This is a genomic window from Acinetobacter sp., assembly GCF_050285345.1.
In the GTDB taxonomy this organism is placed as follows: Bacteria; Pseudomonadota; Gammaproteobacteria; order Pseudomonadales; family Moraxellaceae; genus Acinetobacter.
The window spans coordinates 1-25,363 of the sequence record NZ_JBLZXR010000072.1 but is presented as its reverse complement, the minus strand read 5'-3'; the positions used below and the strand labels follow the sequence as shown (position 1 = coordinate 25,363).

Sequence of the window (25,363 nt, the reverse complement as noted above, 5' to 3'; positions counted from 1 at the left end):
ATGGCTTGACCTGAATGCTTTAGCGAATGTCATTTTAGTCAATTTACCCCTTTGGTGAATATGCTAATGTAGCCGTCAAGAAGATCATCAACATGCTTGGAAAAGCCTTATGAGCAAAACAACTCAAGAAAATCCAGCAGTCGAAAGTCCGACTACGGAAACTGTGTCAAATACATCAAAGCGTACGTCACGTACGACGAAAAGCACAGGCACAGCAACCCAGTCTACGAGCAATACCACTAAAACGACTCGTCCTCGTAGTGCATCAACTCGTAATAAAACTACCGTTTCAAACACTAAAACAGCTTCAAAATCAACAACTCAAACGTCTGTTCAACAGGATAAAATCATGAGTCAAAACACAGTTCGCCGCGTTGCAATTATTGGTGGTAATCGTATTCCTTTCGCTCGTTCAAATGGTGCTTATTTCACAGCATCAAATAGCGACATGTTCACGGCAGCGCTAAATGGTCTTGTTCAACGCTTTAACCTACAAGGCCAACGTTTAGGGGAAGTCGTTGCTGGTGCTGTGTTAAAACATAGCCGTGACTTTAACATGACTCGTGAGTGTGTATTAAATACAGAATTGGCTCCTGAAACACCTGCTTACGATATTCAGCAAGCATGTGGTACAGGCTTACAAGCTGCTTTCTTAGTGGCAAATAAAATTGCATTAGGTCAAATCGAAGTCGGCGTTGCAGGTGGTGTCGATACCACTTCTGATGCGCCAATCGCATTTGGTGATGGTTTACGTAAAGCTTTGCTTGAACTGAACATTGCGAAAACAGCCAAAGACCGTCTTAAAGCATTAACCAAAATCAATGTTAAAGACTTAATGGATGCACCGAAAAATGGTGAACCACGTACAGGTCTTTCAATGGGCGATCACCAAGCCATTACAGCACTGGAATGGGGTATTTCACGTGAAGCACAAGACGAACTCGCTGCGTCTTCTCACCAAAAAATGGCAGCTGCTTACGAAGAAGGTTTCTTCGATGACTTAATCACACCATTCTTAGGTTTAGAGCGTGATAACAACTTACGTGCAGATTCTACAGTTGAAAAACTTGCAAAACTTAAACCCGCTTTTGGTAAAGGCGATGCGCGTACCATGACTGCAGGTAACTCAACTCCACTGACCGATGGTGCATCATGTGTACTTTTAGCGTCTGAAGAATGGGCTAAAGCAAATGGTCACGAAGTGCTGGCATATTTAACCTTCCAAGAAACTGCTGCGGTTGATTTTGTCGATAAAAAAGAAGGCTTATTGATGGCTCCTGCTTATGCAGTACCACGTATGCTTGAACGTGCTGGCATTACGCTTCAAGACTTCGATTACTATGAAATTCATGAAGCGTTTGCATCTCAAGTATTGTCTACGCTAAAAGCTTGGGAAGATCCAAAATTCTGTAAAGAACGTTTAGGTTTAGAAGCACCACTTGGTTCAATCGACCGTGCAAAATTAAACGTTAAAGGCTCTTCACTTGCAGCAGGTCACCCATTTGCTGCAACCGGTGGTCGTATTATTGCCACTGCTGCGAAACTGATTAACCAAAAAGGTTCAGGTCGTGTACTCGTATCGATCTGTGCTGCTGGTGGTCAAGGTGTGACTGCAATTATTGAAAAATAATTTAGCACTGCCCCCATTAAAAAAAACCGCTCATTTGAACTTGAGCGGTTTTTTTATATCTTTATTTATCTCATTTAGCATCTAAGTCTATAAATTATTTAGAAACGATAGCCTACACCGAGATAAGTAATAAGAGGGTCGATATCAATTTTAGTGGTAGCATGAATTAATTGTTCGCCTTTAAGTGAAAAAGGCCAACTTGTTATTTCTTTTTGAAATTTAACGATATTCTGGCTGATAACCTAAATGTGCTTCGATATGGTCATAGCACCACTGGAAGATAAATGTATAAACTAAAATACAGGTCGTCATACTAAAATCAAGCAAAATCGCCTGCCAGATGGACATATTCATTGCATAAGCCACCATTGGGATGGTGACCAGCATTAAACCACCTTCAAATCCAATCGCATGTAAAACACGAACTTTAAAAGTTCTTTTTAACTTTCTTTTTGCTTCAATTTTTTCAAAATAATGATTGAAAATCATGTTCCAAATCACCGAAGTCACTGCCATAGCGATACCGAGTGTACCTGTGACTTCCATCGGAACTTCAAAAATAAAACTTAACGCGATAGCAATGATCACCAATAGGATAATTTCATAGCTCAGTGCATGAATAATCCTTCTCTTGGAAATCGTCATCTTATAAACACTCTAATATTTGAATAAATACTATTTTATTTTTATATTATTGATTAATCGAGTTAGATTCTTTCAATAAACTTGAAAGATCATAAATAGATAAGTTTTGGGCCGAATTCAATGAATATTAATCAAGAACAACTCATTATTTTTAAGACCGTGATCGAAACAGGTTCTTTTTCTGCGGCTGCACGTCAACTCGGCAAAGTTCCATCTGCGGTCAGTATGTCGATCGCCAATTTTGAAATCGATCTCAACTTAAAACTTTTTGACCGCATTGGCCGTGAACCTGTACCAACCGCACAAGCCCTGAATTTATTTGAAAAAACCGAACAGCTTCTGACTGAAATTAATCAATGGAAACAACATGCTGTCGCGCTGAGTCATGGCTTAGAATCTTCACTCAATATCGTCGTGGTTTCTGAGTTACTGCATACCCAATGGACTGACTATATTTCCCTCTTAGAAAACCAGTTTCCGACCTTACAAATTAATATATTTTCTGCGCCGCAAGAAGATGCACAAAAAATGCTGCTATTAGGGCAAGCCCAACTGGCTCTGATGTTTGAACGTGAACAACTGGAAGGTTATGAACAGTTTGTTGAATTAAAACGCGAAGCTTTAGTCCCTGTTGCTGCTTCAAATCATGCTTTGGCACAATTTCAGCAAGTCAGTTTTGAGCAAATTCTACAAAGCCGTCAGATTGTAGTAGCCAGTCGGGATAAAAGCATTAAACCTGAATTACTCTATTCCAAACAAAATTGGCGTACGGATAATCACCATTCAGCTTGTTCGATGATTATTCAAGGCTTAGGCTGGGGCGTGCTTCCACTCGAAATGTTCAATGAAAATCCACGACTAAAACAACAATTGAAAATTTTAAGCTTTCAAGATTTCACCCCTAAATTTGAGTATTTTGTCGATTTGGTTTGGAATCGTGAAAAAACACTGGGCTCTGCTGCTCATTTTTTGATTAATCATATTCGAAATTCACGAAAAACTACGATTTAAACGGCATTTTAGGGTGGTTTACGGTTGGGTTATAAATAGATTGTGTTATAAAAGTATGTACATCAAGAACATTAAGAACTAGATATCCAATGACTCAAAATGCATTAAACCAATTAAAAAGTCTGACTACGATTGTTGCCGACAGCAGTGACTTAACTGCAATTGAAACCTTTCGTCCATTAGATGCGACGACCAATCCATCGCTGATTACCGCAGCGGCCAATCAACCTCAAAATAAAGAACTGATTGAAAGTGCTTTTCATCAGGCAAAGCAGGAAGGCTATGCAGGCGATGAACTCATTGAGCGTACGATTGACATTTTAACCGTCAAATTTGGTGTAGAAATTTTAAAATTAATTGAAGGTCGTGTATCGACTGAAGTTGATGCTGCATTGTCTTATGACACGGAAGCAACCATTGCAAAAGCCAAAGAATTACTGGCTTTATATGCACAATATGGTGTGGAGCAAAATCGCATTCTGATCAAAATCGCCTCAACGTGGGAAGGAATTCAAGCGGCAAAAGCTTTAGAAGCGGAAGGGATTCATTGTAACCTCACCCTACTTTTTGGCTTACATCAAGCTCAAGCATGTGCTGAAGCCAAAGTTACCCTGATCTCTCCATTTGTTGGTCGTATTTTAGACTGGTTCAAAAAAGCAGAAAATGTAGACAGCTACCCAATTGATAAAGACCCGGGCGTACTTTCAGTCAAACAAATTTATCACTACTACAAACAGCACAATATTCAGACTGAAATTATGGGAGCAAGTTTCCGTAGTATCGATCAAGTGTTGGGGCTTGCTGGCTGCGATTTATTAACAGTGTCGCCAAACCTGCTTGTTGAACTTGAAAAAGATCAACGTACTGTTGAAGTGCAACTTTCACCAGAGCATGCACAGGCGCATTGTCACCATGAAATTCAGCCACTGAATAAACAAAGCTTTAAAGCCGCAGTGGAAAAAGACCTCATGTCCTTCCAACTGTTACAAGGTGGTATTGATGGTTTTATTAAAGCACGTGAACAATTAAATAGTTTACTACGCCAATCATTTGGCCTAGATGCAGAAATTAAAGCTTAAGTTAAAATTTTTCAGCTTAATCAGAAAGCCGATATTGCTATAATGCAGCATCGGCTTTTTTATACGAGACAGCTAAGTGTTTGGTATCACAGACTTAATAACCTTTATTATTGGTACAATTTTAATTGTGATTTTACCAGGCCCAAACTCTCTATATGTGATGTCGGTTGCCTCACGTTATGGCATTAAAGTCGGTTATCAAGGTGCTTTGGGGGTTTATACCGGCGACCTCATTTTAATTGTCTTAACCGCACTTGGTGCAGCATCTTTATTACATGCTTTTCCATGGCTGTTTATTTTACTTAAAATTGTGGGCGCACTTTATTTAAGTTATTTGGGGATCAAATTATTCAAAGCAGCGTACCAAACTTGGAAAGCAGTAGAAACACCTGAACAATTACAGACTGAACAAATCAGTATTGAAAAGTTAAAACCGTTTAAAACAGCACTAACCATTAGTATATTAAACCCGAAAGCAATTCTGTTTTACCTATCCTTCTTTGTTCAATTTGTAGATCCAGCTTATCCTTATCCTGCGATTACGTTCACCGCCTTGGCAATTGTGCTGCAAATAATCAGTATGAGTTATTTAACTCTCTTAATCTTTTCGGGCGCCAAACTTGCGACCTATTTCAGCCACCATTATAAATTTACCGCCTGCTGTGTAGCCTCAGTTGGACTGTTATTTTGTGGTTTTGGCCTAAAGCTTGCGACATCTACCTTGTAATTGAAAACTTAAATCTTGTTTTTTATATTCTCAACACGATAGACAGCACTGTATTCAAAAGTCACTTTTCCTGTTTAAGACTTGAGCGTATCATCGTGAAACGTCACATATTTTTCACCTCAAAATTTCAAGTTGCACAGGGATTATGCAAAAAATTCTACAAGATTTTTCAGTACCGGCAGCCTTCGCAGGCTTTATTACCTTCCTTGTCGGAATTAGTGTTTCAGCAGTCTTGGTTATTCAATCTGCACAAATGCTCGGTGCAAACACCGCAGAAATTACCTCATGGTTTTGGGCGCTCGGTTTAGGCATTGGCTTAAGTGGCCTGATTCTGTCTTGGAAATTTAAATATCCGGTTGCAACTTCATGGTCAACTGCTGGACTTGCTCTGATTTTGGCTACGGCCAATGGCTATAGTATGAATGCAGCAATCGGGGCTTTTTTTGTCTGTGGTTTAATGACTGCAATACTCGGATTTCTAGGTATTTTTGAAAAATTACTCAAACATATCCCACAGAGTTTAACCAGCGCCATGCTTGCCGGTGTCTTGCTCAAATTTGGGATTGAACTTTTTGTCAGTTTACAAAATGAATGGGCCTTTATTCTCAGTCTATTGGCTGCCTATGTGCTCACTAAACGCTTGTGGCCACGCTATAGTATTGTCTTGACGGTTATTGTCGGTATTGTCCTGTGCCCATTGCTGCTGAATTTTAGTATGCCTGCACTCAGTTTAGAGATTGCAAAACCCGTGTGGGTAAGGCCTGAGTTTTCTCTCTCCGCAATCCTTGGGCTAACATTACCTTTGTTTGTTATTAACATGGCATCACAATATCTACCTGGACTTGCAATGATTAAAAGTTATGGTTACCAACCGCATGTCAACCAACTGATAGGTTGGACCGGTACGGCACAAACCATTTTTTCTCCTTTTGGTTGTTTCAGTGTGAATATTGCTGCGATCAGTGCAGCAATCAGTTTAGATGACCAAGCCCATCCTGATGAAAAGAAACGTTATATCGCTGGTATCAGCTGTGGGCTGTTTTATATTCTAATGGGGATTTTTGCAGGTACGTTGGTCAGTTTTTTAATTTCTTTCCCTGCCGTATTTATTACTGCACTCGCCGGTATTGCTCTACTTGGTACTATCGGACACAACATTGTGATTGCCTTTCAAGAGGTCAGTGAACGTGATGCTGCTTTAATGACTTTCTTATTCAGTGCTTCAGGTGTGCAATTTTTGGGGATTGGTTCCGCATTTTGGGGCTTAGTTTTTGGCTTAGTAGTTCATATGATTTTTAAACTCAAATACAAATCAACTTAATCAGACTTCGCTCGATACGTTCGGGCGATCAATTCATTTTTAAGCTCTAAGGTTTCGGACGCATCTTCCACCTCAGTAAAGGCAGTTAACCAAATTCCATCTGCGGCATAGCGTAAGATGTTCAACTCCATATTTGCATCTGTTGCTGCATGTCGCTGCAAACGTGTATTCAACCACTCTATCCAATATTCATTAAAGGTTTTATCGGTCAGCATGGTCATCGAAATCGCAGACCATGAATGTTGCAAACCATGAATTTGTTTTTCTAAGGTAATTTCGATATATGCGCGGGTAAAACAGCCATAAGGTTGATCATCTTCTGAAATTAAACGATCAACCACTTCATCAAGCTGCTCTAACAGACAAATCACCATCGATTCCAACAGTTTCTGTTTATTTGGAAAATGGTGAAAAACACCGCCTTTCGTAACCCCAACTAGATCCGCAACTGCTTGAATAGACACCCCATTAACGCCTTTTTGTGCAGCCAAACGCATGGCATGCTGCAAAATACTTTGACGAATAAGCTGTGGTTCTTTCTTGCGCTGATGCGGATTTTCACTCATTTAATGTCCAGCTGAATTTGAAAATAAATTAACCACAACGACACCTGAAACAATCAAGGCAATCCCGAACATTGCAGGTACATCTAAACTTTGACGAAAGATAAAGTAGCCAATCAGTGCAGTTAAAACAATCCCTACCCCGGCCCAAATTGCATATGCAATCCCAAGTGGTATGACTTTAATCACCTGAGACAATAAATAAAATGCAACACAGAACAATACTGCCACGGCTAAGGACGGCATCAGTTTAGTAAAGCCTTCTGACTTAACCAAAAAGGTTGAACCAATTACTTCCGAAATAATGGCTAATGCGAGTAAGCCGTAGGCAAACATGACTGAATTCATTTCTAAAACCAAATAAACATACCAACCGGCAGGTATGCTATCGATTTATAAATTTTACTGCAAGAATTATTCGGTCAAATTTAAATAAGACTCTTAATTCGACTGCTGAGCAATAAAGTCCAAAGTCCGCTCAAAGGTCTGCTGACTGGCTTTTTTACTCATCATAAATTGATATTCATGTACCAAAAACTCTTTGGAGTCTGGATAAAATACTTCGGTCACAGGAATTTGTTGTGCTTTAAGCTGCTGTACAAATGGTACAGACTGAGATTGGGTTAAGAAATCTTTATTGCCCCCGCTGATAAACACTGGTGGATAATTTTCATTGATATTCGATGTCGTGGAGATACGGGTTAAAAATTCAGAATCATCTTTTTTATCTCCCGTATAGGCTTGTACCAAGTTATATACACCCCACTCGATCAGCCCGATTTCCTCAGGTGCAGTATTTACAAACGAGTTCAGATCATAAATACCACAATGTAAAATCAGGCCTTTGAGCTGACTCGCAGCCAATACAGGTTGAATATTGGACGCTTGAGCAAACTGAGGATTGGTCACCAATGCGGCATAATGGCTGGCCATATTGGCACCCGCAGAATCCCCTGCTAAATACAGTTGATTTTGATCAATACCATATTGCGTTGCATGTGCATTAAGAAATTTCAATGCTGCATCAATCTGATGTAATTGAGTCGGATAAATCGCTTCTGGAGCAAATTGGTATTCTATAGAAACCACATTATAACCTTCCGCTGCGAGACGTTTATAATAGCCACGCGCATGATCTTTAGAACCAGATACCCATCCACCACCATGAATCCAAACTACAGTCGGTCGAACTCCAAGTGCGGCAATGTGTTCAGGTTGATAAAGATCTAAGCTCAAATCTGGATTATGCAAATATTGAATATTTGACTGCACAATCACATTTTCAGGTGCATGCCGATCAATAAATTGCTTTTGTACTTGTGTGGAAAGGTTAAACGCCCCTGCAATCAATTTGGTACTGCCTTGGGTATTTTGACACCCCGATAAATTCATGACTGTGCAAATACTCAATGTCATCAACCATATTTTATGATGCATGATCACCATCCCACATATTGATAAAACCCCAAAATCGACCTGAACTTTGGTATGGAGTTTATCGCATTAATTTTCAAGATTAAATCACCGATTGAGCATAAATACTTGATAAATTTACAGCATTTTTGATCATCTCTACTGAACGACATAACCAAGTTTTTCACTCGGATTTTTCTTTCAACCAATCTCAACTTTTTTGTAAATATTTCTCTAATTTTATGAATTTACGCTACTTTTTATAATAATAAAATTGAACCAACGCGCACATTGTGGTATCAATAATCTATAGCATTTATAAGCAAAAATACTGGAGATTCTCCCATGTCATATCAACAAATTTTAGTCCCTGTAGATGGTTCAGAAATCTCATTTTCTGCTGTAAAAAAAGCAGCTTTACTTGCCAAAGGCTTTAATAGCCAACTTACTTTAATCAGCCTTGTCGCTGAAGACCCATTCACTGATGCAGACTTTTATTACTCTTCATCTATTATGAAAGAATACTTCGTGCAAGCGTATGCAAATGCACAACAAGCCTTAAAAGAAGCGTTAGCACTTACTGCTGAAGTAGGTGTAGAAGCACAAAGTAAAATTATTAAAGGCCAAGTTTCTGCGGAAGGTGTGGTCGAAGCTGCAAATGAAGTCAAAGCAGACCTTATTGTGATGGGTTCACATGGTCGTAAAGGCTTCAAGAAAATGCTATTGGGCAGCTTTGCACAAGACGTATTAAGCAATACTGAACTTCCTGTATTGGTTGTTAAAGCATAATTTTAAAGCCCACTTCGGTGGGCTTTTTTTGCCTTTAGATCCTCAATAATCAAGTAAAACAATAGCGTTTTACTTTTGATTCACTCCAGAATAATTGTCATTAGAACATGAAAAATCAAGGAAACTGATATGAGTCAGTATCAACAAATTTTAGTCGCTGTAGATGAATCACCAATTTCTTATTCAGCTGTAGAACACGCTTTAAGCTTGGCCAAAACTCAAAATGCACATGTGACCATCGTAAGTGTAGTTGCTGTTGACCCTTTTGTTGGTGTTGACTTCTATGCGATTGCACCTGCCATTACTGAATATTTCATGCAAGCTGAAAAAAGTGCGCAATTACGTTTAGAAGACATTAAACAGTCTTTTGTCCGTGATGAGATTAATGTAAGCACTCGCCTGATCCACGGTGTGTCACCGACTGAAGGTATTTTACGTGTAGCCGATGAAATTTCAGCCGACCTGATTATTATGGGTTCACATGGTCGTACAGGCCTGAAAAAAGCTATGCTCGGCAGTGTTGCGCAAAATATTTTGACTCAATGCCCGATTCCAGTATTAATTATTAAACAATAAAAAAGCCCTCTTCGGAGTAATGCTGATCAGTTAAGGAAAACCAGGTTATTTGTTAACCTGATTTTCCTTATGTTTGGATTTAAATTGAGTTAAATTTACGTCTTATTGACCTTGTTTTTAACTTTTAAATCCCTAACTGACTAGTATTACCTCTTCGGAGGGCCTTTTTTTGACAATCGCAATGTCAATTTAAAAAATAATTTCTAAACTTAAGACTTGCCAATAATTTGATTCAGCGTTTGTAAATATTGCTCAGCTTCACGGCTTGTGGCAAATTTCTTTTCAAATACACCGATATTTTGCGCACTGTTCGGCGTATATTCCACTGAAACCACAAAAGTTTGCTGTACGTCTTTATAAATCCGTATCGCAATAATATGATGAGAGCTAAGATAAAAACCATCATCAATTTTTACTAACATAACTTGCCTCTAAATACTCAAATTATTTGTTATGACACAAAAATATCTGTAAAAATCAAGATATATGAAATATCTTTTTATAAACATCTTAAAACATTGTACGCCAATTATGTGACTTATATAGCATTAATTGTTTATTTTAAGTTTGTAATCAAAAATTATTATTTAATTTTTATTCATTGTTTTAAATGCTTCTTTATGCAATTAAAGAATCTATATACTCAGTTCTGATATAGAAAAGCCTGCTGATATTTTCAGATCAGCAGGCTTTTTGCACTATTTTTCTAAAACGCTATTTAAACACTGAGCATACTATTTAAAGTTTCAGCCACGTTTTTAGATTTCACAATTGGTTTTAACGCTTCGAGTGCTGCTTTCACTTCGGTACGCTGTGGCTCTGCCAAAGTATACCAACGCGATAAAATTTGCAGTAAACGAGAACCAACAATTGGGTTTTTCTCATCAAGGAATTTTGCCAATTCCACAATGTGTTGAACACCAAAGCTCCATGTATTGACAGGGTTAGCATTTAAACCACCTGTCACGGCACGGATACGGTTTGGAACTTTCAAATCATAATCAGGGTGTTTGGTTAAAGCCTGAATAGTTTGAGCGCTTGCTTTTGGATGTGCTGCTTGCACCATGAACCATTGGTCCATCGAAAGTGCTTCATTTTTAAAGCGTGCATAGAAATCTTGCAATGCTGCTTGAGCTTGCGGTGCATCATTCCACACCAATACACGCAAAGCGCCAAGACGTTCTGACATGTTATTGGTCGATTGATACTGTTCATTTGCCAGTTCAAACACCGCTTCATCACCTTGACGTGCCATCATGCTCAGCATGATGTTTTTCAATGCACGAACCCCCATCGCTTGTGAAAACTCTTTTTGTACATCTGGATCTAATGACAAATAGGTGTCTTTACAGAAGCTACCAAGTTCACGTGCCAAGGTGCTGAGTAAGGCTTCGCGTTGTTCTTGAACTTGTACAGGATTGTAGTCACTGTCAATACGGCTGCCCAAATAGCCTTCTGTCGGTACATCAAATAAACGAGATGCCAAGAGTGGATCACGCTCCACCAATGCTGGCAAAGTATTTTTAATGGCTTGCACATAAATTGCGGCATTGTGACCATTCAATAAAATACGTTCAAGCAAAGTTTGAGTCGCTTGCCATTGGTTAAAACCATTGGTCTCATACTGCATCAGGAACGCAAGTTCTTCATCTGAATAGTTAAATTCAAGATTTACAGGCGCAGAGAAATTACGCAGTAAAGATACAACTGGTTTTGCAGTGACATCATTAAAGGTAATCGATGCTGTTTCTTGATCAAATAAATACACGCCATCTTTGATGCCATTTTCAACCAAAACAGCTGAATTCAACACCAATTGTTCACCACTTTGCGCATCAAACAGTGCTAAGGCCACAGGAATTGGCACAGCTTTTAAATTTGGATATTTCGGATGTGTTTTCAGGCTTTGTTTCAGACTTAAAGTATAAGTTTGTGCGGCTGCATTGTACTCGCCTTGTACTTCCAGTTTTGGTGTACCGGGTTGGTTGTACCAAATAAGGAATGCAGATAAATCAACACCTGAACCTGTAGTTAAAGCAGCAACCCAATCTTCAACCGTTACTGCCTGACCATCGTGGCGTTTAAAGTATTCATCTGTGCCTTGGCGGAATTTTTCTTTGCCAAGTAAAGTCGCCATCATACGGTTAATTTCCGCACCTTTTTCATACACGGTTGCGGTATAGAAGTTATTAATTTCAACAAAATGATCTGGACGCGGTGGATGCGACAACGGGCCTGAATCTTCAGGAAATTGATGTGCTTTTAGCACCGCAACATCATCAATGCGCTGTACCGCAGCCGATTGTAAATCTTCTGAGAACGATTGATCACGGAAAACCGTTAAACCTTCTTTAAGACACAATTGGAACCAATCACGGCAGGTAATACGGTTACCTGTCCAGTTATGGAAATATTCATGCGCAATCACTGACTGCACACGCATAATTGCAGCATCTGTGGTGTATTCTTCATCCGCCAAGACACACGACGTGTTAAAGATATTAAGACCTTTATTTTCCATTGCCCCCATGTTGAAAGCACTGGTTGCCACGATCATGTAATTATCTAGATCGTATGGGCGGCCATAGTGTTCTTCATCCCAACGCATGGAATGTTTTAATGCTTCCATCGCAATGTGGCATTTTGGAATATCTTTTTCTTCTGCATAAATTTCTAAAGCAACATCACGTCCTTCAGACGTCGTGTAATGGTCTTTAAGAACTGCCAAATCACCGATCACACAAGCAAATAGATACGATGGTTTTTTGGTTGGATCTTGCCAAACGGTATAGTGACGACCTTCACCCGCCTCACCTGCTTCCATCAAGTTACCGTTCGCAAGCAGTACAGGGAATTTTTTATCTGCTTCTACACGTGTCGTAAATACTGAAAGTACATCTGGGCGGTCTGGATAGAAGGTAATTTTGCGGAAACCTTCAGGCTCATTTTGAGTAACAAATAAGTCATCACCTGCAAGGTATAAACCTTCTAACTGAGTATTGGTTTCAGGATGAATCACGACTTGCGTTTCAATCAGCGCTTGCTCAGGTGCATTTGTAATTACCAATTGCTCTGCATTTAATTGATATTCTTCTGCAGATAGAATTTTTCCATTCAGCGAAATCGATTTAAGTTCTAGGTCACGTCCCAATAAAACCAAGTCACCTGTGGTTTGACGTTGCATCACCAATTTGGCATTCACTTGAGTATGATCATCAAAAACTTGAATATCTAAATCAATACTGTCAACGACAAATGAAGGTTTTTGATAATCTTTTAAATAGACAGTTTGGTCTGCTTCGACCACGGGATTTGCCGCAATGTTCATGGGTTGTCCTATTCCTTAGTTATGGCTTGATCAGCTGTATGGAACAAATTGTGAATGATTTTGATCATACGACAAGCTTTGCAAGCTGTCTTTGCATTTACAATGATTTATATATGGGCTCAACCCCTGTTGTTTTCAATCATGGATAGTAAATTATTTAAAAGCTGGCTCATAAATTCAGCATGTCCAAACAAGATAAATACCAAAGTTTACTTATTTACGCTTTTAGACCTAATGTTCACCGCTCATAAAAAAATAAGCACCTTAAAAAAGGTGCTGATAAAAACTCAATTGCTCAGGAATAAATTGCATGATTATTGATCTGCAAAAATTAAATCCAAGGCACTATCATAATCAGCTGCAAAATGAAAACGAAAACGTGAAACTGAATCTTTTAAAAATGTCTCAATGTCTGCTGTTGCACCTACAACATAGATGGTTGAAACATCATGTTGACTGGCTAATCCCAACAGTTCTGCGGTCTTTTCCAAAGTCTTATCATGCCCAATAATTAATGCACCAACCATGCCGCCATGATTTTTTTTATACAGTTGCATACGGGTAATGTTGCTGGTTTTAAGTGCATCAGACATGGTTTTTCCATTCCATCATTTATTTCAAAGGTGTGATTTAAATCTATACACTTATCCCTCTTTTTACATGTAAATTTTGACATGATAAATCGAGTTAAATAAGTCTTTAAATCCATTGTGTTATAGCATATTTACCATCAATTTTATCAAAAATAGTTTTTAAAAAGGCTGGACGCTGCAAAGATTGATCACAGAGTCATTGCCATGTTTATGAGCTGCGAGGAAGACGCATCTATTCTTTGCCCCGCAACCTATCAAGCCCCACATTCAACTCAAGAGCTACGTCACAGGTCGCTCTTTTTTATTGCGATTATTTTTTGCTAAAGAAATAGCAACCCCGTCCTGAATTAGAGATGTGTATAATCACAGAATGACTTAAGGAAACTGTTCAACCATGTTTAATATTTTACGCAAACAAATGGATGAAAGTACGCAATGCCCATTGTGTCATGCATCTATGTATTGGGTAGATGCCGAACAACTGGATGAGCAGGAATTTAACTTCTACGAATGCAGTCATTGTAAGCATCAGATTTATCCTGAGCAGCAATATAACTGCCATTGTGAAGCTTGCCAAAATGCACGTAAAAAGTTGCTTAAAGAAACCCGTCTGCAAGAGCAACGTAAGCAGAAAAACAAAACCATTGTAGAACGTGAACTGAATGAACTGAGTTTCTTACAAAAGCTATTTTTATTGGCTTTACTCGACAACCATGTTCAAGAACACAAGACTTATCAAGAATATATCGATTGGGATGCCATCAAATATTACAACATCAGTCCAAATTATCTGTTTCAGTTCTGGCTGAAAAAACATTTGGTGCATGAGCAAATCTTGGTGGTCAAAGATGATGCGACTCAAGCCGAACAGTACTACATCAATGTTCGGCTTGATGGTTATTCCGAACCGAGTTTATTCAGCATTACACAGCAGCTTCGGTATTGGTTTTATGAAAATTTTTCGATGGGTGTGCCCTTCAAATCCGCTGATGAAGTGAAAGAAAATTTATACTTAATCCTGTATCAAGAAATTGTGCAATTTATGCAATTTTATTGCAAAACTTGGGGCATTCAGATTGCAGGGAATAAAAGCTTTCAAGTGTTTTGCTTCCGCTTGCTCGACAGTCTGGCTGTGGGGCAAATCTATTACATGATCCAATCCGCACTGGAATATTTGCATCAGCAAAAAGCCTTACAAGCTCGCAATGAAAATTTCATCAATACCAATTTGCTGAAAAAAACTTTGCAACAGTATCGCGAACGCGCACTACAAGAAAAATGGGAAACCTTTACCTTACCTCGCCCGCCACAATTGCCATTGAGTAAAATGAGCGAAATTTTACTTTTTCAATTTTTAGGATTAGATGAAGGGATTTTTGTACAACCGATTCGCCATGCATGGAAAAAAATTGAGCCACGCTTAAATTTTTATTCGACCAAGCGTTGTATGTATTGTGGTTCGCAAGAACTCTCTGTCGATTATGATGCCGCAGATTATGTCAGCTTATTCTGTCGTAACTGCAAACATCAAGATCACTATTTCACCCGTTAAGGGAGAACAAAATGAATCAACCCGAAAATTTAAATTCTACAAGGGACAGTGAATTGACTGATTTAACCAATCCACTTTTAGAACGTGTCATTCATGCATGGGCTGAGTTAAAAGCCACACAACCTTTGGTTCACGTTATTACCAATGCGGTTGCAAGTAATTATGTGGCCAATATCTTATTGGCCGCAGGTGCGTCACCGGCGATGATTGATAACCCCTTTGAAGCAGAAAGTTTTGCCAGCATTGCCAGTGCAATTAACATCAATTTAGGCACACCAAATGCGGAACAAATGCAGGCCATGCAAGTTACCGCACAAACCGCACAACAATTGAATAAACCATGGGTCCTTGATCCTGTTGGCTATGGACCTGTTTTGTCTTGGCGCTCTGAAATGGTCGATACTTTATTGCAATATAAACCGACTGTGATTCGTGGCAATGCGTCAGAAATTAGTAGCCTTGCAGGAAATCAAGGTGAATCCCGTGGTGTGGACAGCACCTTAAACAGTGCTGAAATCTATTTACATGCCCTACCTTTACTTGAACATGCCGAATGTATCGCAATTTCTGGTGAGTCCGATTTTATCCTATCTAAAGAGATAAATGCCGTGATTCAAATTGAGGGTGGCTCTTATTTACAACCGAAAGTGACGGCTTCAGGCTGTGCTTTAGGTGCACTCACTGCTGCATATTGCGCTGTCAGTGAAACTGTGACGGTCGGTACTGTCGCTGCTCATTTACATTTTGCGATTGCGGGTTTAAAAGCTTATGAAATTGCTTCCAGTGTCGGCAGTTTTAATGTGGCATTTCTCGATGAAGTTTATAATTTAAACGAAGACGACTTTCATCAGTTTGCCAATCTACAGGTTTTAGCGCTCTAGAACGAGCCTTATTAAATAATAAAACCTGCCCGAGCTTAAAAATTTGAGCAGGTTATTTAGCACATAATTTTGATGAAATTCTTAATTATTTGTCGTAACGACCGGACTTGCAGAATCATGTGTCAAGTCATCTTCAAAAGAAGTTTCTGACTCCTCTCCCGTTGGATTACTGAGCAACATATCCAAGTCATAATCGCCGGCATAGACAATATTTTTAATTTTTGCGCAGCCTTCACCGCCCATTTCATAGCTCAATACTTTATTTTCATTGTCCACTTTTATTTCAGCTCGCACCGTATTGGTTTTATCATCAAAACTCAAACTTGGATTAAGCTTTTTAGCTAGATCTTGTTGGTCTGAAAAAATATCAAAATCAATATTGCAGACTGGCTGGGTTTTACGACATTCAATTTCATCCTTTATACGCGCTGCCATGACAGGCTCAAAATATTCAGTAACCTGCGCATCCGTTAAGCTATGCAATTTGAGATTTTGGCTATAAATTTGTTGGACTAATTTTTGTGGTGCAATACATTGATCTGTATCGGTTTGTGCTTTTTGCTCTGCGGGTTTGCAAGCAGCTAAAAAGAGTAAAGACACGAAACCAAGTGCTTGATAGACAAGTTTTAATTGCATACGACATCCAAAAATATCAATCAAATTAAACATTAAACTGCTCGACCCATCGCAATATTCATCGATGCTTCAAAGATCGTTGAAATATTCAATTTACAAATACACACCATGCCCATACCATCAATATAATCAGGTACATGCTGCATAAAAAATTGGATATGTGCGTCCGACTTATTGCGCAGTTGAATCAATTGCTCAGGTGTAACTTTGGGCAAATCACAGCTATGTACATAAACATCCGCTGTACGTTGCTGCACATCATGATGGCGAACCATCATGCTCTTTAAAATATCCATATATTCTTGTGGCATCTCCGCATCATGCCTTGGATAAAATTTAGCAGAGCGTGAAGTAAATAAGGTATAAATCTTGGGTTGTGTTACTGTCGTAACAAACCACATTGGAATTGCTGGAAAACGAATTTGCTGCTGCATCGCCACTTTGATTGCAGAATTTAATGTCAAGTTATAACTACGATATTCAGGCAACACCCCTGCGTGTGAGTTAAAGATCAAAATAGGTCGATAATGGTGAGTTAATTTCAGAATTCGAATGATGTTTTGACCAATTAACTTACCGCGATGAAAAAATTGCACGACCGGAATCGCAACTGCATCAGGATCATGCAAATATTCATATAATTGTTCAATCCGCGCACCGGGGAAAATATTCAAATCAAATTCCCAAAGCTCTTGAAAAAGTTCGTGTTTCTTTTCTGTTGAAAGTTTACTGAAATCGATTACATTTTCAGATATCTTCATACAATTACCCAAATCACCGATTCTGTTTTGAATGCACCACTAAAAATTGAATCATTTAAAAATAATCTTCACAATTTTCATGTTTTATTTATTGCAATCCATAATTTGAGAATATATACACCTCAATGTATCTATATTGTCAGATACTTTCTTGCCTTACATGGCTCGATACCTTATTAGACTTGCAAATGTGAGGCCTAAACGTTTCATTTATCCCTACTGGTATTTATAAACTAAGGGATAAGTGGTGTAAATATGGCATATTTTGCAAATGCAATTTCCTACATAAAAGGTGCTATAAATAGCTCAACTGAACAGTCATTTTTAATTTTTCAAAAAAATGGCAGCTTCTTAAAGCTGCCATTTTTAGATTTAGACCGTTAGCTTTGGTTTTAACCCTTAAGACTGATAGAAAATATCCACTGTCTTAATTCGGTTATCGTCCATCGCTGTGACTTTAAATTGAATACCATTAAATTCAATTTCAGTCCCTTCAGACACCATACCTTGAGTTTGATCTAGAATCAGGCCAGAAACACTAATATAACCATCTTCTTCTTCGATTAAATCCAACATTCCCAGTTCAAGTTCTAGCTGGTACAAATCCAGCATCCCTGAAGCTTTCCAATGTTGGTCATCGATTTTAATCAAATCAAGTTGTTCATCAGCATCTGGGAATTCACCCGCAATAGCTTCAAACACATCAAGAGGCGAAATCAAACCTTGTACAGTACCAAATTCATCAGTCACAAGAACCAAAGATCCTTTCGAAGTACGTAAGGTATTAATCGCATCAATCACTTTCATTTTTTGGAAAATAAAAATCGGACGATGACGTTTGATCAATAACTTTAAATCTTCTTCACTGTCTAAGACATCAATCAATTCTTTCGCACGGACAATACTGATAACTTTATCCAAGCTTCCGCGACATACAGGAAATAGACTATGTGGCACTGACAGAACTTGCTCACGAATCTGCTCAGGCGAATCATTTAAATCAACCCAAGAAATTTGATTACGCGGTGTCATAATTGATGCTACTGAACGTTCAGCAAGGGTGAGCACCCCACCGATCATATAACGTTCTTCGTCGGCAAATGCTTCTTGTACTTGATTATCAACTTGATCTGACTCTAACCGTCCACCCATCAGTTTTAAAATACTGTCCGCCGTACGATGACGTAATGGAATTTTAGCTTCATGTTTTTTCACATTACGCTGGGTAAACTGGTTAAATGCCTCGATTAAAATCGCAACACCAATACCTGAATAGATATAGCCTTTTGGAATATGGAAACCAAAACCTTCCGCAATCAAACTAATACCGATCAACAATAAGAAGCTTAAACACAGAATTACAACAGTTGGGTGGCGGTTTACGAAAGCAGTCAATGGTTTAGACGCAAGCAACATCACGGCCATTGCCACAATCATTGCAGCCATCATGACGTAAATATTGTCGACCATACCAATTGCAGTGATCACCGAATCTAAAGAGAATACAGCATCCAACACCACAATTTGTGCAACAACGGCAGTAAAACTTGCATAAACGACATTAGACGTTACTTTAACTTCAGGCTTACCTTCTATTTTTTCGTGTAGCTCTGTGACGGCTTTATAGACTAAGAATAATCCACCAAATAATAAAATAAGATCTCGACCGGAGAACGTCCAATCAAATACCGTAATCAACGGTTTTGTTAATGTGACTAACCAAGAGATTGCAAATAACAATCCTAAACGCATAAACAATGCAAGTGAAAGACCAAGGACACGTGCTTTATCACGTTGTTCTGGAGGGAGTTTTTCTGCCAAAATGGCAATAAAGACCAGGTTATCAATACCCAGTACAATTTCTAAAACAATAAGTGTAAGTAAACCAATCCAGATACCAGGATCTAATAAAAACTCCATTAGTTGGTACCCTCATTTTGAACTGTATCCTCTATTTTATGCAGATCTGCGCTCGGCGACGGATCCATAAATTTAACCTCTGTGACTTTTAATATTTTCATTATGCACAATCTTTGGAATTTGTATCGTTCTGCGCGATAATTTTTTTAAATTTTACAAAAAATAATCAAAAACTTGAACCGTCAATACGGCAAAGAAAGTGCTGTGAGAATGATGCTCTATAGGCTTCTCTTGCCTGTCTCTCACCCAATCTTGATTAACGAGATATTCAAAAAAAATTCTACAAACTGAATCATTTTAAGCAATGTTAGGCGTTATCCTTCGCTGGTAACCATCTATCATAATATTATGTGGCTTATCTTAAAAATTTCAGCATTTACACCTACCAGTAAAATAAAAAATCTCATTCTATTACAATATGCTATAAGTTTTAGCAAAGTTAAAATGAGCAAAAATCGACTTTATCCACATTTTTTATGAAGACCATCTAAAAATGAGACCTTTTTAACCTTCTATTTTTTTAATGTGCGCTCTTGCTATTACCCTCTATTTTTCAATAGAATGTTAAAGCATTAAATAAAACTACAAGAATATTTAGGGGATTACTTCATGACAAAAAAATATTCAAAATTTTTACCATCCACAGACAACTTTAGCTTGGAAAATTTTCCTTTCTACTGGGTCACTCAAGTTCATGCACAATATGTACTTAACGTGGATCATGCCTTGAAAAAATATGGTGTGGACAACTCTCGTCGTCGTATTTTACTGGCATTGAAATCTAAGCCACATGCGAGCGTTTCAGATCTTTCTGAAATGGTTGTATCTAAAATGTCGACGACAACTAAGATTGTTTATCGCTTAAAAGATGAAGGTTTAGTGGATACCTATTCATGTGAAGATGATGCACGTATTACACGTGTTGTATTGACTGAAAAAGGTAATCAAATGACCCAAAAGATCAATGATCTCACCAATATCGTACTTGAACAGTCTTTTGAAGGCCTGACGCCACTTCAAATCGAAAAGACCATGGAAAGCTTAAAACATATTTTCAAAAACTTAGCACGCTAAGTTTTAACTGTTTAATTTCAATCGAAAAAATTAAGTTGGGGACTAATTTTTTCGATTTTTATTTTAGGCGCATAAGAGCATTCAAATTCATCAACAGGAAACCCCTGTACAAAGGATTGAATATTGGGTGATTTCCAACTTAACCATTCATCCAGTCGCTCATGCGGGATAATAATGACCGAGCGTTTTACCGTGCCCGGCTCATGGAAATGTTTCATCATCTCATGCTGAATAGCGTCCATCGTAATCATGGTACTCGAACGTACAATCTGTTCACCTTGTCGGCAAATGTCATATAAAGCAGCAATATAAAAGGCCTCTCCATCTTTACGTCTTACGCCCCATCGCTGCGGCTTATTGTCGATATACATTGACTCATAAAACTCAGACACGGGTATCACACCAAACTTACATTTTGAGATCGCATTGATAAACGTCGGCTTTTGATACAAGGTTTCATTACGGGCATTATAAGTTTTCAGCGCAATTGATTTGTCTTCCGCCCATTTGGGTACCATGCCAAAACCCACTTTTCGCCACTCTAGCCCTTGCTCAGACTTAAAGAGCAGCGGAAAATCATGATTTGGATAGACTTCTTCAGGATATTCAAAACTAATCTCAGGCAAGTTTTGAGACTTTAATTGCGCTAAGGTAATCGGTTTGAAATTGGCACACATATTATAGATTGTGTTGTTACTCGTCCAAATAAGTCTGACATATTCTAATCAAGACTTAAAGAGACCTCTTCATTCACTTAATTTCTGCATCATCAAAAGCAAAACAGAACACATTGACCCTATTTTGCTTTTTTATTTAGAATAACTTTTCAGATCTAAGCAGGGAAAGTTTGCCAATGAGTACGGGTAAACTCCTCAAATATCCACTCACCATTAAAACGACCAAGCCCTGAATTGCGTTCACCACCAAAGGGTGCATTGGCCTGATCCGCCACACTAATGCCATTAATATGCGTCATACCTATATCGAGTTTGGCAGCAAACTCTCCGCCGCGCGCTAAATTTGAGGTACATACCGCACTCGATAAACCAAATCGGGTTGAATTCGCCAATTCAAGTGCATGCGCTTCATCTCGCGCTTTTAAAATCGGCAAGATTGGCCCAAAGCTTTCTTCTAAAGCAATATCAGCGTACGCATCCACATGCGTGAAAATATGCGGGGCAACCAACTGCCCTTCTATGCCGCCTGCATAAGCTAAAATCGCATCTTGCTGAATAGCATTTTGAATAATGGTTTTTAATTTATCGACTTGCGCCTTGTTGATAATAGGTCCTATAAGGGTTTCAGGATTATTCGGATCACCCACAACAATAGTTTTTACCCGCTTTACCAATTTTTCGACATAGGCATCATACAAAGTCTCATCCACAATCACACGATTGGTGCTCATGCAGATTTGCCCTTGATGTAAAAAACGCCCCATTACAGTGAGCTCAACCGCTAAATCTAAATCTGCATCATCCAAAATCACCAATGGTGCATTGCCGCCTAGCTCTAAGGCTAAACGTTTCAGTCTCAAACTGCCTAATGCTTTCACTCCAACTTGTTGACCTACTTCAGTCGAGCCGGTAAATGAAATCATTTTCGGAACAGGATGCTCGACAAAATAATCCCCAATCTCACTGCTGCTTCCCGCAACGACATTCAGTACGCTATGCGGCAAGCCTGCTTCTTCAAATAATTTGGCTAAAAGCGTTCCACCCGTCACAGGTGTATCACTCGCAGGTTTCAGCACGACACTATTTGCACAGGCAATGGCAGTGACCACTGAACGCATGGATAAATGAAACGGGAAGTTCCATGGACTAATGACAGCAATAACGCCTAAAGGTTTACGTAGCACAAAACTTTTACGGGAAGGATCTTTGCTCTCCAATTGAATCGTCCGCATTTTCTCAGGGAAAGTTAATGACTCTTGGATAATGCCTAATGCCGCATCAACTTCAATATTTGCCTTTAACCGTGTACTACCCGACTCATCAATCAGCCATTGAATAATTTCTTCACGGCGCTGCTGAATAACCACTATCAGCTTATTGATCACACCAAGACGCACATCAATAGATTTAATTGCATCGTGTTTAAATGCAAGTTCAGCAGCACTATACGCACTATCTACATCAACACTGCTCGCAGCTTGTAATGCAAAAATTAATTCTTGGTTATAAGGGTTAATATTCTGAATATGACGCGTTGAAGTCCCTGTACGCCACTGACCACCAATATATTGCAAATCTAATGCTGTATAAGCCGTCATAGGATGATCCTGTTTTTATGATTTCCTCCAATGTAAAGGCTTCAGCCATGAAAAGCTATGAGAAAAAAAATGGGATGAAACTTTCTCTAACGAAATAATGTAGTTTTATTGACGTTGTGACTGATTGATTCGTTGGATCGCTTTGAATATTCGCCAGTAAATATAGGTACTGATCACAACTTCAAAGATCAAATCTTTTGCAATCGTAAATTGTTTTAAAGCCATTTCATCCAATGCAGAAGTCACAAAAGGTAAAATTGCTTCCATGATGATGCCAATAATTAAGAATATAACAATACTTTGAATCGTAACGGGTAAATATAAGGCAATAAAGCGCTTTAAAAAGTCACGTCCATGCTCGCCACCATTGGCCTTGAAAATGGCATTGAGCCAACTAATAAGTAATCCCACTTGTAAAACAAAGGATGCCCATGCTTCTGTGGGTGAGGATTCTGGCGTTAAGGTTAAAGTCAAATAGCTCAAAAAGATCAGGATTGAACTGGCGATATAATAATTTTTAAAACAGGATTCAGTGACTTTATTTTCTTTTAAATCATCAATTAACTTATTTACATTCCAAAAGTGCATCAAATGCTTCCTATTCTTTTACTGACCCACAACGTATGTGCGTATCTCTGACAAAAAAAGCCTCCGAAGAGGCTTTTTTAGATTTACAGATTAGTCACCTGTATAACCTTTTAATTTTAAACGCGCTGCGTGAAGTAGCGGCTCTGTATAACCCGATGGTTGTTCGCCACCTTTGAAGACTAAGTCATACGCTGCTTGGTATGCATAACCGTCAAAGTTTGGTGCCATTGGCGTGTACAGTGGATCATTAGCATTTTGCTCATCCACGATTTTCGCCATGCGCTTGAATACTTCTTCTACTTGCTCTTTCGTTACGATACCGTGACGTAACCAGTTTGCAACGTGTTGTGAAGAAATACGTAGTGTTGCACGGTCTTCCATTAAACCAACGTTGTTGATATCTGGAACTTTAGAACAACCTACACCTAGGTCTACCCAACGAACCACATAACCCAAGATGCCTTGAAGGTTGTTTTCAAGTTCTTTGGTTTTTTCTTCTGCAGACCAGTTTGTATCTGTTGCTAAAGGTGGAGTTAACAAGTCGTCTAATGATAACGGCTGAGTGTTCAACAATTCTTTTTGACGCTCAGACACGTTGCATTGGTGGTAATGAATCGCGTGAATGACTGCGCCAGATGGAGACGGAACCCATGCACAGCTTGCGCCAGCTTCAGGATGCTCAATCTTGGTTTTGTACATATCAAGCAACATATCTGGTTTTGGCCACATGCCTTTACCAATTTGTGCTTTACCACGTAAGCCAGTTTGTAGACCGATCATCACGTTACGGTTTTCGTATGCTGGGAACCAGATTTGTGATTTCACTTCACCTTTACGAACGAATGGACCCGCTTCCATGAATGTATGGATTTCATCACCAGTACGGTCCATGAAGCCCGTGTTAATGAAGATTGTGCGGTCTTTCGCTTGCGCGATACAGTTTTTCAAGTTCACAGAAGTACGACGTTCTTCATCCATGATCCCGATTTTTAAAGTCTTCGCAGGCAAGCCAAGCGCTTGTTCAGCACGTTCGAATAATTCAACTGCAAATGCAACTTCTTCTGGACCGTGCATTTTTGGCTTCACGATGTACATAGAACCTTTACGCGAGTTCTTAATCGTGTTTTCGCCTTTAATGTCAGCAAAAGTCAATAACGGTGTGATTAACGCATCCATGATACCTTCGTAGATTTCAGCACCATCTACAAGGATCGCAGGGTTAGTCATCAAGTGACCTACGTTACGAAGCAGCATCAATGAACGACCATGAAGTTTCGTTTCACCGCCAATCAAGTTCTTATGCGTACGGTCTTGGTTCAATGTACGCGTAACCGTTTTGCCGTTTTTCTCGATTGATTCAGACAAAGTACCGCGCATCAAGCCTAACCAGTTACGGTAGCCTTCAACTTTCTCTTCAGCATCTACAGCTGCAATAGAATCTTCTAAATCCTGAATGGTTGTTACCGCAGACTCAAGAACTAAGTCTTTTACGCCAGCAGCGTCAGTTTTACCAATTGGGCTAGTGGCATCAATTTCGATAACAACGTGCAAGCCATTGTTTAAAAGTACGATTTCAGTCGGCGCAGCTTCTTCACCATTGAAACCGACAAATTGAGCTTCTTTTGCTAAAGTGGTTTTAGAACCATCTTTTAGGCTCACAACTAATTTTTTGCCTTCAACTGCATATTGAGTTGCATCTGCGTGTGAACCATTTGCCAGTGGGAAAGTTTCATTTAAGAAATTTTTAGCAAATGCAATTACTTTATCGCCGCGCACTGGGTTGTAGCCCTTACCTTTTTCCGCGCCACCTTCTTCTGGGATTACGTCGAAACCGTAAAGTGCATCATATAATGAACCCCAACGCGCATTCGCAGCATTTAAGCAGTAACGTGCATTACGCACAGGAACCACCAACTGAGCACCTGCCAATAATGCGATTTCTTCATCTACATTTTCTGTGCTGATTTGGAAATCTTCTACTTCTGGTAATAAGTAGCCAAT

The 25,363-nt window shown here is 39.0% G+C and carries 24 protein-coding genes; 10 read left to right on the top strand and 14 right to left on the bottom strand.

Going from position 1 to position 25,363, the window contains the following annotated elements; all coding sequences use genetic code 11:
- The first annotated feature begins 109 nt into the window (after positions 1 to 109).
- Positions 110 to 1,630: an acetyl-CoA C-acetyltransferase gene (locus ACN6OV_RS06765; protein ID WP_427951118.1), complete on the top strand. Its 1,521-nt coding sequence runs from the start codon at positions 110 to 112 to the stop codon at positions 1,628 to 1,630.
- 219 nt (positions 1,631 to 1,849) lie between these two features.
- On the opposite strand, the gene aceI is transcribed toward ACN6OV_RS06765, so the two are convergent.
- Positions 1,850 to 2,275: a chlorhexidine efflux PACE transporter AceI gene (gene aceI / locus ACN6OV_RS06760; protein ID WP_427951115.1), complete on the bottom strand. Its 426-nt coding sequence runs from the start codon at positions 2,273 to 2,275 to the stop codon at positions 1,850 to 1,852.
- 120 nt (positions 2,276 to 2,395) lie between these two features.
- On the opposite strand from aceI, the gene ACN6OV_RS06755 reads away from it, so the two are divergent.
- The 4 genes from ACN6OV_RS06755 to ACN6OV_RS06740 all read left to right on the top strand — a co-directional run bounded on the left by ACN6OV_RS06755 (position 2,396) and on the right by ACN6OV_RS06740 (position 6,413).
- Positions 2,396 to 3,286, top strand: coding sequence for a LysR family transcriptional regulator (locus tag ACN6OV_RS06755; RefSeq protein ID WP_427951112.1), 891 nt, complete (start codon positions 2,396 to 2,398; stop codon positions 3,284 to 3,286).
- Between the two features lie 89 nt (positions 3,287 to 3,375).
- Entirely contained in the window at positions 3,376 to 4,365 is a 990-nt protein-coding gene (gene tal / locus ACN6OV_RS06750) for a transaldolase (protein ID WP_427951109.1), read from the top strand.
- A 76-nt stretch (positions 4,366 to 4,441) separates the two neighbouring features.
- The gene (gene leuE / locus ACN6OV_RS06745; protein WP_427951106.1) at positions 4,442 to 5,092 is read left to right on the top strand and encodes a leucine efflux protein LeuE; all 651 of its coding nucleotides are present in this window, start codon (positions 4,442 to 4,444) and stop codon (positions 5,090 to 5,092) included.
- 145 nt (positions 5,093 to 5,237) lie between these two features.
- Complete coding sequence (locus tag ACN6OV_RS06740) at positions 5,238 to 6,413, top strand: benzoate/H(+) symporter BenE family transporter (RefSeq protein ID WP_427951103.1); 1,176 nt, start codon at positions 5,238 to 5,240, stop codon at positions 6,411 to 6,413.
- On the opposite strand, the gene ACN6OV_RS06735 is transcribed toward ACN6OV_RS06740, so the two are convergent.
- From ACN6OV_RS06735 to ACN6OV_RS06725, 3 genes are all read right to left on the bottom strand, one after another.
- Positions 6,410 to 6,979, bottom strand: a complete 570-nt coding sequence (locus tag ACN6OV_RS06735) for a TetR/AcrR family transcriptional regulator (protein ID WP_427951100.1) — start codon at positions 6,977 to 6,979, stop codon at positions 6,410 to 6,412. The two genes, ACN6OV_RS06740 and ACN6OV_RS06735, sit on opposite strands and share 4 nt — an antisense overlap.
- Positions 6,980 to 7,312: an SMR family transporter gene (locus tag ACN6OV_RS06730; RefSeq protein ID WP_427951158.1), complete on the bottom strand. Its 333-nt coding sequence runs from the start codon at positions 7,310 to 7,312 to the stop codon at positions 6,980 to 6,982.
- 105 nt (positions 7,313 to 7,417) lie between these two features.
- Positions 7,418 to 8,413 carry an alpha/beta hydrolase gene (locus ACN6OV_RS06725; protein ID WP_427951097.1) on the bottom strand — a complete coding sequence of 332 codons (996 nt, stop codon included), beginning with the start codon at positions 8,411 to 8,413 and terminating at the stop codon, positions 7,418 to 7,420.
- 321 nt (positions 8,414 to 8,734) lie between these two features.
- On the opposite strand from ACN6OV_RS06725, the gene ACN6OV_RS06720 reads away from it, so the two are divergent.
- Together ACN6OV_RS06720 and ACN6OV_RS06715 are read left to right on the top strand one after the other, a co-directional pair.
- A complete protein-coding gene (locus tag ACN6OV_RS06720) occupies positions 8,735 to 9,178 on the top strand; it encodes a universal stress protein (RefSeq protein WP_427951094.1) in 444 nt (147 codons plus the stop codon).
- A 129-nt stretch (positions 9,179 to 9,307) separates the two neighbouring features.
- A complete protein-coding gene (locus ACN6OV_RS06715; protein ID WP_427951091.1) occupies positions 9,308 to 9,754 on the top strand; it encodes a universal stress protein in 447 nt (148 codons plus the stop codon).
- Between the two features lie 209 nt (positions 9,755 to 9,963).
- On the opposite strand, the gene ACN6OV_RS06710 is transcribed toward ACN6OV_RS06715, so the two are convergent.
- The 3 genes from ACN6OV_RS06710 to ACN6OV_RS06700 all read right to left on the bottom strand — a co-directional run bounded on the left by ACN6OV_RS06710 (position 9,964) and on the right by ACN6OV_RS06700 (position 13,675).
- Positions 9,964 to 10,176, bottom strand: coding sequence for a hypothetical protein (locus tag ACN6OV_RS06710; protein ID WP_427951089.1), 213 nt, complete (start codon positions 10,174 to 10,176; stop codon positions 9,964 to 9,966).
- 296 nt (positions 10,177 to 10,472) lie between these two features.
- On the bottom strand, positions 10,473 to 13,082 hold the full coding sequence (gene pepN, locus ACN6OV_RS06705) for an aminopeptidase N (RefSeq protein ID WP_427951087.1): 2,610 nt from the start codon (positions 13,080 to 13,082) through the stop codon (positions 10,473 to 10,475).
- A gap of 314 nt (positions 13,083 to 13,396) precedes the next feature.
- On the bottom strand, positions 13,397 to 13,675 hold the full coding sequence (locus tag ACN6OV_RS06700; protein WP_427951085.1) for a hypothetical protein: 279 nt from the start codon (positions 13,673 to 13,675) through the stop codon (positions 13,397 to 13,399).
- Positions 13,676 to 14,069: 394 nt separating this feature from the next.
- Between ACN6OV_RS06700 and ACN6OV_RS06695 the strand changes: the two genes are divergently transcribed.
- Entirely contained in the window at positions 14,070 to 15,227 is a 1,158-nt protein-coding gene (locus tag ACN6OV_RS06695) for a hypothetical protein (protein ID WP_427951082.1), read from the top strand.
- Positions 15,228 to 15,238: 11 nt separating this feature from the next.
- Positions 15,239 to 16,108, top strand: a complete 870-nt coding sequence (thiM, locus tag ACN6OV_RS06690; protein WP_427951079.1) for a hydroxyethylthiazole kinase — start codon at positions 15,239 to 15,241, stop codon at positions 16,106 to 16,108.
- Positions 16,109 to 16,189: 81 nt separating this feature from the next.
- Here thiM and ACN6OV_RS06685 read toward each other — a convergent pair whose 3' ends face one another.
- The 3 genes from ACN6OV_RS06685 to ACN6OV_RS06675 all read right to left on the bottom strand — a co-directional run bounded on the left by ACN6OV_RS06685 (position 16,190) and on the right by ACN6OV_RS06675 (position 19,425).
- Positions 16,190 to 16,744, bottom strand: a complete 555-nt coding sequence (locus tag ACN6OV_RS06685; protein ID WP_427951076.1) for a hypothetical protein — start codon at positions 16,742 to 16,744, stop codon at positions 16,190 to 16,192.
- 32 nt (positions 16,745 to 16,776) lie between these two features.
- Positions 16,777 to 17,505 (bottom strand): hypothetical protein, encoded by a 729-nt coding sequence (locus ACN6OV_RS06680; protein WP_427951074.1) that lies wholly within the window; start codon positions 17,503 to 17,505, stop codon positions 16,777 to 16,779.
- A 399-nt stretch (positions 17,506 to 17,904) separates the two neighbouring features.
- Positions 17,905 to 19,425: a TerC family protein gene (locus ACN6OV_RS06675; RefSeq protein WP_427951072.1), complete on the bottom strand. Its 1,521-nt coding sequence runs from the start codon at positions 19,423 to 19,425 to the stop codon at positions 17,905 to 17,907.
- Between the two features lie 609 nt (positions 19,426 to 20,034).
- Between ACN6OV_RS06675 and ACN6OV_RS06670 the strand changes: the two genes are divergently transcribed.
- Positions 20,035 to 20,499, top strand: coding sequence for a MarR family winged helix-turn-helix transcriptional regulator (locus tag ACN6OV_RS06670; RefSeq protein WP_427951070.1), 465 nt, complete (start codon positions 20,035 to 20,037; stop codon positions 20,497 to 20,499).
- 17 nt (positions 20,500 to 20,516) lie between these two features.
- Here the strand turns inward: ACN6OV_RS06670 and ACN6OV_RS06665 are convergent, their stop codons facing one another.
- From ACN6OV_RS06665 to ACN6OV_RS06650, 4 genes are all read right to left on the bottom strand, one after another.
- Positions 20,517 to 21,176, bottom strand: a complete 660-nt coding sequence (locus tag ACN6OV_RS06665) for an SOS response-associated peptidase family protein (protein ID WP_427951067.1) — start codon at positions 21,174 to 21,176, stop codon at positions 20,517 to 20,519.
- Positions 21,177 to 21,331: 155 nt separating this feature from the next.
- Complete coding sequence (locus ACN6OV_RS06660) at positions 21,332 to 22,774, bottom strand: aldehyde dehydrogenase family protein (RefSeq protein ID WP_427951065.1); 1,443 nt, start codon at positions 22,772 to 22,774, stop codon at positions 21,332 to 21,334.
- Positions 22,775 to 22,879: 105 nt separating this feature from the next.
- A complete protein-coding gene (locus tag ACN6OV_RS06655; RefSeq protein WP_427951062.1) occupies positions 22,880 to 23,362 on the bottom strand; it encodes a hypothetical protein in 483 nt (160 codons plus the stop codon).
- A 90-nt stretch (positions 23,363 to 23,452) separates the two neighbouring features.
- A partial coding sequence (locus ACN6OV_RS06650; protein WP_427951059.1) for a malate synthase G occupies positions 23,453 to 25,363 on the bottom strand: 1,911 nt, incomplete at its 5' end.